The sequence below is a fragment of the Streptomyces sp. NPDC017940 genome (assembly GCF_044328435.1).
In the GTDB taxonomy this organism is placed as follows: Bacteria; Actinomycetota; Actinomycetes; order Streptomycetales; family Streptomycetaceae; genus Streptomyces.
The window spans coordinates 1-13,625 of the sequence record NZ_JBIRHJ010000023.1 but is presented as its reverse complement, the minus strand read 5'-3'; the positions used below and the strand labels follow the sequence as shown (position 1 = coordinate 13,625).

The window sequence follows — 13,625 nt, the reverse complement described above, 5'->3', positions numbered from 1 at the left end:
CCCACCGGCCTCTACCACTTCAAGGCCCGCTACTACGACCCGCACATGACCCGCTTCACTCAGCCCGACCCCTCCGGCCAGGAGAAGAACCCCTACCTCTACGCCGAAGGCGACCCGGTCAACAAGATCGACCCCAACGGCACCCTTCCCTTCGGGAAGATCTTCAAAGCTGTAGGGGCAGCAAACACCATCGATACCGTCGGCCGGGCCTGGAACGCAGGTCTGGACGGTGAGTGGGGCAAGGCAGCAGGGATTGCCTTTGGCGGAGTGGTCGGCGCGGCCGTTGAAAGCACGTGTATCGGCGCAGGTACTTATCTCGGAGGCCCTACGACGGGCGCCGCCGTTACGGCACCCTGCATGGCGGCAGGTGAAGCGGCCGGATCATATGCTGAGAACAAAACCGTGCAAGCTTGGTCATAACTAGTTACCGGGCTGCCTAGGGTAATTCATACTCTTGGGCAGCCCGGTGCACAGGGAGGTGCTTCGTGAGCAACGTGTGGCTGGCATCGGAGGGCAGAGGTTCCTGGATCCCCGACGGATGGCAACTGCCTATCCTTCTGATTTCACTTACCGCCGTGGTCCTCATCATACTTGTGGGGCGTCGTCGCCAAAAACGCCGATGAAAGGCATATGGGCATGCGAGCACCAGTACAGAAGACTGTTTCGTGGGGGCTCATCTGCTGCGGCGGCCTCTTCTGTCTGCTGTGGGCGGCGTTCGGCGGATCCAAGTGGGTCTCGCTTGCTGTGGGAAGTGCTGCAATAGCGAGTGGCCTGTTCCTGCGCGGGCGTGAGAGCCAGTAACACCGCGCTTCTGGCCCTCGCGTATGAACTGATTCGAACTGAGAATGCAGGTTCCGAAGGCCACGGGGACAACGCGTCCTCTTCGTAGCGGAAGAGGGGCCGGGGCCGTGCCGGGGTGGGAGCACCTGTCACCCGTGCGAGCGGTAAGTCGCACTGGCGCTGTCGTGTTTTTCTGGATACGACGAAGGCTCCCTCATGAGATGAGGGAGCCTTTACAGGGGAGCGCCCGGCAGGCCTTGCACCCGCATTTCCCATCAGATGATGGGCGCCTTTCCTTGGACCACAGCATATGCAGTGCAAGCTGCTTATATCCACTCTTCTCATCAGTAGTTGAGCAGAAGTTTGTGACTAGCGCCTTGAAGGCCGTTTCATTACCGCAGCCGCTCCTTCTGACGGTGCCGGTCATGCTGTTGGACTGCTTGCTCAGGAAAGGCGCGGGCCATCCAGTCCGCGGGGGCGCCGACCTGTCGCAGCGTCGCGATCTGCCGGTGGTAGTCGTGTCCTTCGGGGTTGGCGTGGACACGCAGGTAGATGGGGTCGTCGTTGCTGGCGGTGTGGCCGTCGAAGTAGAAGGCACAGGTGTGATCCCACTGGTAGGGGGTGTCGGGTTCGGCGCAGTGGCAGAACCGGTGGGCCACGTGGACCGGCAGGCCCCAGCGTGGGTGGCACAGCCGCTGTAGTAGTTGGTCGTGCCAGCGGGCTCGGGGGTGGGCGGTTCGGGCGTCGATTTTCCAGCTGTCGCCGTCGTCCCAGCACTGGACCCGATAGAAGGCGGTGACGGTGTGGAAGAGCGCGATGCGCCGCAGCAGCCCGCTGCCCACCGCGGCCCGCCTGGACCGTGAGCCTTCGAGGCTGGGGCAAGCACCGAGGTAAGCGGATTCCACGGCATCGAGCTGCGGGGTGGTCCACAGCTGCCGCAGATCGTTGTCTTCGCACCAGCGCCGGTGGCGGCGCTCGATGTCTGCCCAGTTCTCCGTCAGCCCCTTGGGCAGGGTGAGCACGAGCGTGGCTGTCTGCCCAGGGTCTTTCACCATGTGCAGGTGCAGTTGCCGGCCGTCGGCATTGATGCCGCTCATCCGCAGCCCGGGGATCCCGTGCGGATCGTCACCGCTTCCTGGGGCGGGAGCCGCGGGCAGCAGCTGGCTCAGACAGTACTCGGGGAAGGAGTGCCGCCTGTGCCCCATGTAGGCGTCGAGGTGCAGCGTGAGGGACGTGGCGGCGCTGTGCAGGGAAGTGATGCCGAAGGGGTGCGCGCACAGGTCCGGAGCAGTGCCCAGTTGCTCAAGGACGAGGCTTTCCAGCCGGGCCTGCGCCGGCAAGACCGCGGACGCCGGGTGGCTGGGGCGAAGGGCGGTGCGGCGGAACTGCCCACTGCACTCGGACCAGTAGCGAAGTTTGCGGGATTCCCACGAGGAGCGGTCGCTCACGGCAGTGCCTTCCTGACGCGCCTCTGCCCGATCCCGGCACGTCAACGAACACTGACGAGCTGTTATGTGTAATCCCGTGTGGTGCAGGCCGGTGCAATGCCACGCTCCTTGCGTTCCGGTACACCGGATCGGGCGGCGGTCGGAACGTGGCCCGCCTCGGGCCACCGCCCATCATCATCCAGCCAGTAACCGAGCCAGACCGGTCGACACCGTCACGGGTCACTCAGACGGACGCAGGCAGCCTAAGGCGTGCAGGACGATGCCGCGCTGTCAGGCCGAGGCAGCCCGGACTTTCGCCACCACGCCTCTCGTCAACCCAAGCCGTGGAGCGCACCATCCGATCCGGTGATCTCCGGCCCGGTAGCCGCCCATGACGCCGAGGCCGTCGCCAAACTCGCGATCGTGACCGACCCGAACATCCCCGGCGCCGCCCCCGAGGACTCCCCTGACGGGGCATGCCGGACGACAGCCGTCACCGGCCGCGTCCGCTATTCACTCGTGCGGTGGTTCCTCGCCCCGCGTACGACGTGGCAGGCACGGCGCCTTGCCGCCGACTTCGGCGAAGGGATGGATGCCCGGACCGCATGGGTAATGGCCCGTCTGGCCCGTCATCCGGATGAGCGTGGCTACGCCGTGGGCCACTTGGACGGCGATCCAGCCGCGGACTGAGCAGCGTTCAGGCGCCGGCCTTCGGCTCGCGCAGAGCGGCCCCCTCACTGGGCACCGCCTCACCGGTGCCGTCGTCGGTGGACCACAGGGCGCGCCCGAGCAAGTACAGGGCGATCACCTCGGCATAGATGAACGCGCCCCAGCCGAAGACCAGCAGGAAGTCGTTCGCGTCGCCGCGCGGGGCACTGTAGGCGACGCCCTGCCCGGTGGTGAACAGTCACGGGGACCAGGCCGATCGGTCGAAGCCCGGGTCGGCGTAGCGGCCGCCGCCCCGGCGCCACGCCATCAGCGGGACCGACGCGAAGCCGATGCTGGCCAGGCAGTACATGAAGGCGAAGAAGTCGTTGGCGATGAACTGGTGGCCATTGGTGATCCCGAGGTAGGCGGCCCCGGGCAGGAAGATCACGGCCGCCGCTCCGAAGCCCAGCACCTCGCCACGGTCTCGAGCCTTCGCCACGCTCTCCCCCTGCTGTCGATGTCTCACCCGGCACCGTACCGGCCGTTCGCGACCGGATCCGCCGATCGCCGGGAAGGGCCAGGGCGCCGGGCTGGCTACTCGCGACGGGCGAGCTCCTCGGGGGTAGGCACGTGCCGGGTGACGTACGGCTGGCCGCTGTAGTCGACGGTGACCGTGTGCCGCAGGACGTCGTCCTCGGCGTCGTAGTAGATGTGCTCGATCTCCAGACAGACCCGGTCGGTGAAGATCCCGAAGTCGCGGGCCTCCTGGTCGTTCACCTGCCGGGCCCGGCTGCCGGTGACCACCCGCACCGTGCCGAGCGGGGCAGGCGGTGGCGGCTCGACAACGCCACCCAGCCGTGTCTGCTCCGGCCCGTCCTGAACCCCACCCTGATCGGTCATGGTCGCCACCGTAGCGAGCGCGCCCGCCCGTGCGGGCCGTCTCTCGGCAACTCGGGCCGCCACCTATGAGCCTTACACGCCATTTCCCCAGGTGAGAGGGCCGCATAGTCGGCCTGCCAGGTGTGAGCCAGGGCCTGCGGATGCCGCGAAAAACCGGTCCGCACTCTTCTGGAAGCTCTATCGGAATGGGTTAAAAAATGGGTTAAAAGCTAGGGTAAATAGTGCTAGGGTGAGGGCACGAAAGGAGATCCACATGGCATCCGAGGAAGAGCTGTTTGCGAACATCGACGCCCTGCTGGAGGAGGAGCCGCAGCTCCCGCCCCCGGCGGAGCGCGCCCGGCTGCGTCAGGCCGCCGGTGTCACCCAGGCCCGCCTCGCGCAGGCGCTGAAGTCCACGGTCCAGTCGGTCAAGAACTACGAGAACGGGCGTTCCGAGCCGAAGCCGCCGCGCCTGGAGGCGTACCAGCGGCTGCTGAACGGATGGGCGGCGAAGTACCCCGCGCACGCCGCCCCCGCTCCGGTCGTCGCGCCGCAGCCTCAGCCGGTGCCGGAGACGTTCGCCGGACCGGCCGCCCCCGAGGTGCCCGAGGCACAGACCGCCGCGCCGGTCCAGGCGCCCGCCGCCCCGACCGCTCCGGAGCGCCCCGCCGCCCGCCCGGCGACGTCGCGCCGCCCGGCCGCGAAGAAGGCCGCGAAGCCAGCCGTCGACCCGCGCTTCCCGAACGGGCCGCTCGCCGTCCTCGATGGCGACGGCTCCGCGTACTGCGTCGACGGCATCGTGCTGGACTGCCCGGCGACCACGGTCGTGGAGCTCGTGGAGTGGACGTTGCGCGAGGCCGGCCTCGGTGCACCGAAGCTCCACCGCAACGGCAAGGACTCCGACCCCCTGATCGTGCTGACCGCGTCGGCCGCCGCGAAGGTCGGACTGCCCGAACGCCTGGAGGACCGCCGCGGGCTGCGCCTGAAGGAGGACCACCCGGTCGTTAAGCAGGTCCTCAAGGCGAAGTGGCAGCTCACGAAGAGGGGATTCGGGCCGTGGGCCCGCATCTACCGCGCGGCGACCGGCGCCCAGCGGCAGTGCGTGCAGCTCGCGATCCTGCCCTGGGACGCGCTCGACACCCGCGCCTGGCCCGGCGTCGCCGACATGGAGCCGGCCGACATCGCCCAGGTCCTCGGCATCTACGCCCAGCGGGTCAGCACCCCGCGCGGCAGCACCGCCGTCTCCGGCCTGGAGCTGATGACCGCGCTGCGCCCGCCGACCCGCCCCGTACGCGACGAGGAGACCGGCAACTGGGTGAGCGGCCACAACCCCGGCTCGCTCGGCACGCAGCCGATGGACCCGGCCCCGCCGGAGGGCCAGATCGAGCACCCCGCGGTCCACAGCATCGGCTGGAAGGGCGGCTTCCTGCGGGAAGAGGCGTTCCAGTGGGTGCGGTCGGTGGACACCCTGTCCGATGAGGAGTGCATGCTCCCCTACGCGGTGGGCCTGGACCTCAACACCGCCTTCCTCGCGGCCGCGGCCCGGCTCACGGTCGGCCTGTCGGCCCCGGACCACTTCGTCGCCCCGAAGTTCAACCCCAAGATCCCCGGATCCTGGCTGGTCGACCTCTCCCACGTGGAGATCGACCCGCGCCTGCCCTCACCGTTCACACCGGACGGCACCCACCCGACGGGCCCGGCCTGGTACCAGACGCACACCGTCGCCTACGCCCAGGAGCTCGGCTACAACGTCGAGATCCTGGAGGCGTACCTGCGCCGCGAGACCGGCGCGTACCTCGACCCGTGGCACGACCGCCTCAAGGCCGCCTACGTCGACACCCTCGCCGACATGGGCGTCACCAAGGACCTCACCGACGCGCAGTTCCTCGCGGCGATGGAACAGCACAAGCAGGTCGACCCGGTGCTCACCGCCGTGCTCGCCGCGATCAAGGGCACCATCAAGGGCGGCATCGGCAAGCTGTTCGAGAACCCGCAGGGCAAGGGCCACAAGGACGGCGAGCCCTGGCCGGCCATGCAGCGGCCGACCTGGCGCCCGGATATCCGCGCCGCTGTCATCAGCAAGGCGCGGGTCAACATGCACCGCAAGCTGGCGAACATGGCGAAGATGACCGGGATGTATCCGCTGGCCGTGCTGTCCGACTGCGTCGTCTACCCGGCCCCCAGCGCCTCCCCGCTCGACTTCCTCCCCTACGCCGCGTCCGGCAAGCCGCAGCCCGGCGCCTTCCGCCTCGGACCCACCCCGGGCCTGGCGAAGCTCGAAGGCGTCCAGGACATGGCCTGGGCGGTCGACCTCATGGAGAAGGGCCTCAACCCGGCCCGCCACATCAAGGGCGACGGCCACGACGCCGTCCTGGACGAAGGGGAGTAGGCCGTGGGGGAGATTGAGGACGCCATCGAGCGGGCCGACCGCGAGGCGTTCACCCGCCAGCCGCCCAAGACCCTCAAGGGCCAGATCGGCTACCTGCTCAAGCAGCTCGGCAGCGCCAAGGCCGTCGCGGCGGAGCTCGGCGTCACCGCCGACTCCGTCAACCGCTACCGGCGCGGCGCCCGCAAGCACGCCCGCGCCGACGTCGCCTCCAAGATTGACGACGCCGTACGCCAGCGGTGGCAGCCCCAGGTGCGCAAGCGCCGGCGCCAACAGGCCGCCGCCTCCGGCGGGATCACGGTCGAGACCCGGGCTCGGTTCGGCTACGAGTCCTCCGCCGGATCGACCGACGACGGACGCTTCCGCCGCCTCACCGTCAAGCTCCCGGCGACGTACGCGCAGCGACTCTTCGACGCCCGCGACACCGGGGCCAGCGACCAGGAGATGCGTGGGATCATCGCCGAAGGGTTTAAGGAAGTCTATTTCCAGGACGGCGGCGGTCGCGCTATGGGACTGTCGGACGTGGCAATCAACGACATCGATTACCTCGACCTGGATTACTGAATTAGGAGCGAAAGCATGAGCGCTGGAATTCCGGCCATCGACCGCGACAAGAACCCTTTGCTCGATGCCGACCACGACGCTGTCCGCATCGCCGACGCGCTGCGCTCCAGCCCGCACATCACCTTCGTCGCCCCGGCCGCGCCCGGCGACGAGACGGTCTGGTTCCGTGACGCCGACGGCACCGGCTTCGAGCTGTCCCTTGCCACCGTGGAGCCGGACCCCGACGGTGAGCGGGTGGCCTACGCCTGGGACGCCGTGGTCGCCGCGATCGGCAACCACCGGCACTTCATCCGTGCCGCCCTCGAACAGCCGTCCTTCGGGCCACTCAACCTCAACACCATCACCGCGCTCACCCGCACCGGCAACGAGTACACCCTCACGCTGACCGCCGGCTACCGCCCCGTCGACGACCAGGAGCACGCCACCCCGGCCGCCGACGTCGCCCTCGCCGCCGACCGGCTGCTCACCGGCGACCCGAGCGACTCGGAGCGCGCGACGGCCGAACTCCTCAACTACGTCGCGGCCACCTGGGAGAAGCAGGACCTGCTGCTGCGCCAGCACGCCCAGGCCGTCGCCCGCGCCCTGACCCGGTAGGAGGGGATCCGTCCATGCCCGCATCCACGGCCCACCGGCGCGCGTACGGTGAGGTGACGACCCGCCGGGAGGAACAGCCGATGAGCGCGCAGCCCGACCACGCACCCGTCACGCCGTACGCCCCCGCGCCCGGGGCGCCGGCCGAACTGCTCGCCCAGCTGCGCGCCAGCACTCGCGCGGAGCGGTGGGTGCCAGCCTTCGAGCAGGAGTGGGCGGCGGCGCTGGAGGAGTCGCGCCGGACGTTCTCCCTCGCCCACCTGTACGAGGTCGTCCAGGTCTGGCAGGCCCGCGTTGCTTCCGCCCCGGCGGTCGACGCGTTCCTCGCCTCCGGCCGCGACGACACCGGCTTCGTGGACCTCGAGGACATCCGGAGCAGGCGCCGGTGACCGGACAGCCGTACGCGGTCCGTCTCTCCGCGCAGGCCGCGAAGGTGCTCGCAGCCCTCCCCGAGCACGCGGAGCAGATGACCTGGGACGTCCTGGACGCCGCGGCCGGCGCCCCGTGGGGTTACCCGCAGTGGGATGCCGACGACCCGGAGGGCGAGGACGTTCGGATCGCGTCGATCGGCCAGCTCTCCGTGATCTACTTCGCCAACCGCGCCCTGCGTCACCTGTCCGTCCTGGACATCGTCTGGCTCGGCTGACCCACCCGCGCACGAACATCGGCCTGTCCCCGGCATTGGAGTTGCCGGGGACAGGCCGATGCGCATGCTATCCGCGCCTGACCATGGTGGTCAGCGGCGGATGTTGACGGTCACGCTGACGATCGTTCCACCAGCGAAGACCGTGCCGCCGAACAAGGCCACAGCGGCGATCGGGTCCGTGTGCCCGCTGGCGGCCAGCAGGCAGATGGCGATCATCGCCAAGAGCGCGACGATGGCAGGAGTCACCTGGCTGACCTGGGCAAGACGGGACACCGGTCTGGCTGCGGTACTGTTCCGCGATGTAGCTACAGGATTCATCTCTCGTGATTTCGCTCGGGCGGATGTGATCCCAACGCGACACCGGGGAGTCCTCGGTCGTACCCTCCGCCGTCCAAAGCTCGGGTGCGGCCTTCGGGGCTCCCCTTTTGCGTGCTGGAACCACGATGGTCGGCGGAGAGTGCGTGCCCTGGCTGAAGCCGCCACCCCCCGCAAAAAGGTCCACGATGCCGAACTGCGCTGGCAGTTGGTTGACCGCGGACGCTCTGCTGCGCATCCTGCACCCACCTCTGGCGGGAAAGCCAATCCGGCACCCGTGGGAGTCATCAGAAAACCCTTGGGAGTCACACGAGAGTGCTGACGACCGTCGTGCCGAAGGCTGTGGGCAGGCGTCTACCAGCTGTCGTGTGCGTCCATGCGGGTCACGGTCGGCAGGCTGAGTCTGATGGTCGCGAGGCGCTCCGCCGGGTCTGACGTCTCCGTGACGGCCCTCTCCAGGTCCTCCACGGAGAACCGGACGGTGGTCGGCAAGCCGACGGCCTCGACCTCAGCGATGGTGGAGAGACGAAACCCGCACAGCCCGCATAGAAGCCCTTCGGCCGTCAGCTCCATGTCGAACAGCGGAGAGTCCTGGTCCACTGCCAGGAACAGAGCGGCGGCATCCCGCTCGCAGGCGGGGCACTGGCTCAGCGTCTGGAAGAGCGCCTTCGCCGGGCCGACCTCGACCACTATCAGCCCGTGTTCGCTGACCGCCTGCTGGACGCCGTCGACCGCGCCCTCCGGGAGGTCCGCGAAGCGCGTCCGGAACCGGTGGCGGGCCTGGTTGATCCGCAGGCGCACGTCCTTCTGCAGGCGGTCCGCCCGGTCGTCCAGGACTACTCGGGCCGTGTCCGCCCAGGATTCCCAGAAGGAGCCGGCCTCCTGTCCCAGGTGCGGTAAGAGCCGGTCCACGGTCGCGATGAAGGTCCCGAGGTAGTCCTCCACATCGTCCGTGCCGAGGTGGGCGACACCGTTGCGCAGCTCGATCAGGCCGTCCAGGTCGGCGGCTTCGCTGCTGGGCTTCTGCGGGAGGACGTCCATCTTCCGCAGCCGGCCGATCGCCGTCGCCGCGCCGATCGTCCTCAGGCGGGTCGGCGGTGTGGCCACCGCTCCCGCGAAGTGCAGCAGCATGTCGTCCTTGCCGTTCACCTCGGTGAGCAAGGTGGGATGGACGCGGGCCAGCGCCGCCTTCGCCAGGCGCTCCACGCTGACGCCGGCATGCAGAAGGAACACCTCCTGGTCCTGCTCGGCGTGGGCTTCCATCGCCAGGCGGGCGAATCGCTGGGCGCCTTCAAGGAGGCGATCGAACGTGACCGGCGAGTCCATGCCGGGACCATACCGACAGCTCAAGGGCCTGGGCTGGTGAATTATCCCGAAGGCCTCACCCCACCCCCAGCGGCTGTGAGGTCTGTGAGGCTCACAGCCCATTTCCCCAGGTGAACAGGGTGAACTGTGACGTTGTGAGGGTGTGAGGAAGCGCGTGACACCGTCGGCTTCCTCCGCCGTGTGCACCGTGCCATCTATGTCACTAAGGACGCCGCGCCGCCCCTCGTGCGGGTGAATCCCTCGCCCGCGGCTCCCCTCGTTCCCTCTTGCGGGTGACGGGATGTCAGTGCCGCTCCCTACCGTCCAAATCGTGACAACCCCGAAGCGCCTCGATGGCGCTCGCTGCCCAAGGCGGTGTTCATGAGCCTGACTTCAGGTATCCACTGTCCGCGCACCCCGCTGCGCCGCTTCCTTGACCGTGAACTGTCGGCCGGCGCGCATCTGTTGCGCAAGAACTACCGAGCCCGGCATCACGACGACCAGCTCCTGCTGCCCGGCCCGGGCGTGGGCACGGAGGCCGGCACCGTCGGCACCGCGATCGACTACCGGTTGCGCCTGGCCTTCACCACCGTCAAGCCCGTCGACCCGGTCGCGATCCTAGGCATGCTTCACCTCGGCACGGACGACGCCGGTCAGATCATGCGCGCCGTGGGCAAGGAACTCGCGGACCGGCTCAAGGAGACCGTGCTGCGCCTGGAGCTCGACAACCGAGACCTGCCCGTGGACCGGGACCAGGACGAAGAGGAGGACCTGGCCCGCCTGCTGATCGCCGCGGCCTGGTACCAGGTCAACTACCGCACCCCGATCGGGTTCGCCTACACCCCGCTGGCCATCACCGCCCGCGAGGACCCGGGCGCCTTCACCCTCGAACGGCTTCTCCAGCTGCCGCACCGCGACATGGTGGCCGATGTCGTCGCCCAGCTCTACAAGGCCGCCGACGGCCCCCTGAAGGCCCTGCGCGACCGTTCCCGGCCCGAGGACTGTACGCCCGGCCCCACGTTCTCCACCCACCACCTCACCGCGGACGCCGACCTCGCCGTCGACGGGCTGCTGCTCGACTTCAAGAGCACCCGCGCCACCCGCACCCTCCGCCAGGCCGAAGCGTGGCAGCTGGCTGGCTATCTGCTGCTCGACACTGAGGACCGCTACCGGATCGACACCGTCGGCCTGTACCTGACCCGCTCCGGCACCTTCGCCAGCTGGCCAGTCGAGGAGTACCTCGAGCTGCTCGGGGCCTGCCGCCGCGACCTCACCGTCTTCCGCGCCGCGTTCACCGAGCTCATCGAGGGCTGCACCTCCGACGACGTACCGCAGGGGACGGAAGAGGAAGACCAGGTTCGCCGACTGCTCCAGCGCCTGGCACCCGTCGCCGACCCAGGCCACTGCAAGGTCTGCACCCAGCCCTGCCCCGGCTCCGGACGCCGGCCCCGGGAGTTCTGCTCATCCTGGTGCCGCGCTCGCGCCCAGGTCCTGCAACGCCGCGGGCTGCTGCCCGGTGACCCGGTGCCACTGCTCCCCGCCCCGCGCAAGGAGCGCCTGGACCTCCCCGGCGACGCGGAGATTGTGAGCCTCACAGCCCGAATCCCCAGGTAGACGGGCTCATCTGTGAGGCTGTGAGGTGTGAGGCGAAAGCCTGCGGCGAGAGGACCTGGAGCTGCTCCTGGTGGTGGTCCTCGAATGCCAGCAGCACGGTGTCGTGAGTGCAGCGCAGCATTTACATGGGCCCGCGTAGCACAAGGGCGCTGCACGCGTCAGAGGCCTGCCCCGGGATGGTGCGGCGGGTGACCGCTGCACTGTTCTGCTGCTCCAGAACGATCCGGTGTAGCTGGTGCTCCCGGCGTGCTGATCCGTCCCGGCCGGGAACAGCGACGGCGCCCTCCCGGTCGGGGGCGCCGTGGTGGTCCGTGAGGAACTCAGGTTCAGCCGGCTAGCCGGAGGGCGGGTCGGACCTCGGGGGCGGGCGCGTCCTCACCACCGTCGGGGTCGGGGTCGAAGTCGGTGCCGGTGCGGCCGTCGCGTACGCGGGGCGGGCGGATGTCGCCGACGGGGAAGTTGATGGGCCACACATGGGTGTCCGGGGCCTCGAGGTGGTTGGTCATGTGGGCGAGCGACTCATAGCCGGCCAGCAGCGGGTGGATGAGCAGCGTGCCCTTGCGCTGCCGCTCGCTGATGATGCCCTTGTCGCGGAGCTGCCCGATCGCGCGGGAGACCGCGGACTGCGACAGGCCCAGGCGCTGGGCGATCTCCTGCTGACGGATGTGGACCAGGCCGCCTGGCTCCTGGCGCGCGGTGAGCACGTCGAAGATGTCCCGGGCTGTCGCCGACAGGCACGCGTTGGGCAGGACCTCGAACAGCTGCGGGTTGTGGAATCCGGCAATCGTGCTGCTCATCGCGAGGTCTCCTTCTTCCCGACCGTCGGAATCTCGATCTGGTGCTCCAGCAGAACCGTCTGCAGCGACACGACCAGCTCCCGGTGATGGTCACTGCCCCACCCATAAGCGTAGAGCGGGTTGAGCCGGTACAGCCCGCGCTTCTCCTTCCAGGTGAAGTTGTGTCGGGTGAGCTCCCCGATGGCCTTGCTGACCTTGGTCTGCGAGCAGCAGAAGTGCTCGCCCAGCTTCGCCTGGGTCGTCTTCACCAGGGCCTGCTTGTCGTGGTGCGTGACCATGTAGTCCAGCACGTCCCGGGCCACCGTCGTCAACCGGAACTTCCACAGGTTCGCCTGGAGCACGTCCGAGACGCTGGAGTGGTTCGTCCCGTAGAAGGCGTAGGGACGGCGCTTGCGGTCGTAGGTGAACGTCCCGCCCTTGGACAGCTCCTTGAACTTGTTGAGCAGGGCCGCGGCCGATTCGAGACCGTTGACGTAGTCCCGCTCCGGCTCGGGGACAGGAGCCAGTGGCGACGTCCGTGAAAACGCCGACGCACTGCTTCTCAAGGGCTGAGCCACTGACTTCCCTCCAAGATCACTGAGGCGCATAACATACCTCACGAGTGATGTTATGCGTGAGATCCATTCACTTCCGGCGTGTCTCTAGCCAGGGGAGATCTAGTCGGCTAGGCCGCATGCATCTTCCGCCCCACGACCACGATCTATGCGTGCAGGGGAATAGAACTTTCGCGTTTCCGCAGGTCACGGCTCCACTCCTATCTGATCTTTAGAGGCCCGCCCCCGGCGACCCTCGCCACGCCCCTCCAGGCGCTCCAACCAGCGGCGATGCAGCGACCAGGCAGAAGGCCGCGGATCCATCCGCCGGCGGCTCGCCAGCTGCTGCGCCTCGGCCCCCGGACGGGGCTGAGGCGGCTTCGCGTACGGCTCCGTGGGTACGGCGCGGAGCGTAGGCGGCACCAGCGGAACTGCGTCTCGGGTTGTACCGGCCGTGACGCCCAAAAGCATAGGGGCGTGGCTTGTGCTGGTGGTGGGTTCCGCCGTACGGCCTGGCGGCCGAACGGCTCATGTACCTCCGCACGTAGAGTTCCGGCATTCCCATATCGGGCTTCCGTTCTGTGGCTAAGGCATTCAGGGCCGCGCAATTATGAATTCGTCCGGTTAATTTTTGCCGGGGTCAGGGTGGTGCGGCAATGACCCAAACGCTACACAGCAGCGACCTACGATGCATCACGCTAGCTGCGCGTTCGCTCACTCGGGTGATTCCCTGATGCTTTCCGCCCTATCGTGACGGGTTGGTGTGTATGCTGGCGGAGTATTGGTGAACGTGAGCGGCCGGTTTCGCGAGTTGAGGAGGCGTCAGGGTGGAGCGAAGCGGAGCCCGTCACTGCGGTGAGGCCGGCACCCCGTCGGGCCGACGGCCCGTCACCTCCTTGCAGGGGCGGTGGCTGGGATTTCCAAGCCTTACACAGGTCCGTGCGTGATGCACCTCCCCTTGCTGCCAGCCCCGGCGACCGCGCTTGCGCGGGTGCCCACAATTCGCGCTTGCGCGAATTGCCCCGCCTTTTAAATTCCGCTTGCGGAATTCAATTCCGGCGCTTGCGCCGGAATCCGAATTGCGCTTGCGCAATTCGCACACTATGCCCCGGCTTGCCGGGGCATATCCCGCTCCGCGGG

At 68.4% G+C, this 13,625-nt stretch carries 15 protein-coding genes; 8 read left to right on the top strand and 7 right to left on the bottom strand.

The genetic code is table 11. The features are described from left to right. A partial coding sequence (locus ACH4DX_RS35670; protein ID WP_398158147.1) for an RHS repeat-associated core domain-containing protein occupies positions 1-420 on the top strand: 420 nt, incomplete at its 5' end. A gap of 752 nt (positions 421-1,172) precedes the next feature. Here the strand turns inward: ACH4DX_RS35670 and ACH4DX_RS35665 are convergent. Next, positions 1,173-2,228: a hypothetical protein gene (locus tag ACH4DX_RS35665; RefSeq protein WP_398158146.1), complete on the bottom strand. Its 1,056-nt coding sequence runs from the start codon at positions 2,226-2,228 to the stop codon at positions 1,173-1,175. A gap of 249 nt (positions 2,229-2,477) precedes the next feature. Between ACH4DX_RS35665 and ACH4DX_RS35660 the strand changes: the two genes are divergently transcribed. Further along, entirely contained in the window at positions 2,478-2,897 is a 420-nt protein-coding gene (locus ACH4DX_RS35660; RefSeq protein WP_398158145.1) for a hypothetical protein, read from the top strand. Between the two features lie 217 nt (positions 2,898-3,114). Here the strand turns inward: ACH4DX_RS35660 and ACH4DX_RS35655 are convergent, their stop codons facing one another. Continuing rightward, on the bottom strand, positions 3,115-3,354 hold the full coding sequence (locus ACH4DX_RS35655) for a hypothetical protein (RefSeq protein ID WP_398158144.1): 240 nt from the start codon (positions 3,352-3,354) through the stop codon (positions 3,115-3,117). A gap of 95 nt (positions 3,355-3,449) precedes the next feature. Beyond that, a complete protein-coding gene (locus ACH4DX_RS35650) occupies positions 3,450-3,755 on the bottom strand; it encodes a hypothetical protein (protein ID WP_398158143.1) in 306 nt (101 codons plus the stop codon). Between the two features lie 253 nt (positions 3,756-4,008). On the opposite strand from ACH4DX_RS35650, the gene tap reads away from it, so the two are divergent. The 5 genes from tap (at position 4,009) to ACH4DX_RS35625 (ending at position 7,921) form a co-directional block, all read left to right on the top strand. Next, on the top strand, positions 4,009-6,123 hold the full coding sequence (gene tap / locus ACH4DX_RS35645; RefSeq protein WP_398158142.1) for a telomere-associated protein Tap: 2,115 nt from the start codon (positions 4,009-4,011) through the stop codon (positions 6,121-6,123). Positions 6,124-6,126: 3 nt separating this feature from the next. Next, positions 6,127-6,684 (top strand): telomere-protecting terminal protein Tpg, encoded by a 558-nt coding sequence (tpg, locus tag ACH4DX_RS35640; protein ID WP_398158141.1) that lies wholly within the window; start codon positions 6,127-6,129, stop codon positions 6,682-6,684. A 15-nt stretch (positions 6,685-6,699) separates the two neighbouring features. Beyond that, a complete protein-coding gene (locus tag ACH4DX_RS35635; protein ID WP_398158140.1) occupies positions 6,700-7,278 on the top strand; it encodes a hypothetical protein in 579 nt (192 codons plus the stop codon). 80 nt (positions 7,279-7,358) lie between these two features. Beyond that, positions 7,359-7,664 (top strand): DUF6247 family protein, encoded by a 306-nt coding sequence (locus tag ACH4DX_RS35630; RefSeq protein WP_398158148.1) that lies wholly within the window; start codon positions 7,359-7,361, stop codon positions 7,662-7,664. Further along, positions 7,661-7,921: a hypothetical protein gene (locus tag ACH4DX_RS35625; protein WP_398158139.1), complete on the top strand. Its 261-nt coding sequence runs from the start codon at positions 7,661-7,663 to the stop codon at positions 7,919-7,921. The genes ACH4DX_RS35630 and ACH4DX_RS35625 overlap by 4 nt, the downstream gene beginning before the upstream one ends. Before the next feature lie 90 nt (positions 7,922-8,011). On the opposite strand, the gene ACH4DX_RS35620 is transcribed toward ACH4DX_RS35625, so the two are convergent. Both ACH4DX_RS35620 and ACH4DX_RS35615 read right to left on the bottom strand, forming a co-directional pair. After that, the gene (locus ACH4DX_RS35620; RefSeq protein WP_398158138.1) at positions 8,012-8,167 is read right to left on the bottom strand and encodes a hypothetical protein; all 156 of its coding nucleotides are present in this window, start codon (positions 8,165-8,167) and stop codon (positions 8,012-8,014) included. A 423-nt stretch (positions 8,168-8,590) separates the two neighbouring features. After that, positions 8,591-9,562, bottom strand: a complete 972-nt coding sequence (locus ACH4DX_RS35615) for a hypothetical protein (protein WP_398158137.1) — start codon at positions 9,560-9,562, stop codon at positions 8,591-8,593. Between the two features lie 360 nt (positions 9,563-9,922). Here ACH4DX_RS35615 and ACH4DX_RS35610 point away from each other — a divergent pair, with 360 nt between their 5' ends. Further along, positions 9,923-11,155 carry a hypothetical protein gene (locus tag ACH4DX_RS35610; RefSeq protein ID WP_398158136.1) on the top strand — a complete coding sequence of 411 codons (1,233 nt, stop codon included), beginning with the start codon at positions 9,923-9,925 and terminating at the stop codon, positions 11,153-11,155. Positions 11,156-11,481: 326 nt separating this feature from the next. On the opposite strand, the gene ACH4DX_RS35605 is transcribed toward ACH4DX_RS35610, so the two are convergent. Both ACH4DX_RS35605 and ACH4DX_RS35600 read right to left on the bottom strand, forming a co-directional pair. Next, positions 11,482-11,952, bottom strand: coding sequence for a helix-turn-helix domain-containing protein (locus ACH4DX_RS35605; protein ID WP_086798213.1), 471 nt, complete (start codon positions 11,950-11,952; stop codon positions 11,482-11,484). Then, positions 11,949-12,497 (bottom strand): hypothetical protein, encoded by a 549-nt coding sequence (locus ACH4DX_RS35600; RefSeq protein WP_398158135.1) that lies wholly within the window; start codon positions 12,495-12,497, stop codon positions 11,949-11,951. Before ACH4DX_RS35600 ends, ACH4DX_RS35605 begins: the two co-directional genes overlap by 4 nt. Positions 12,498-13,625 lie beyond the last annotated feature (1,128 nt).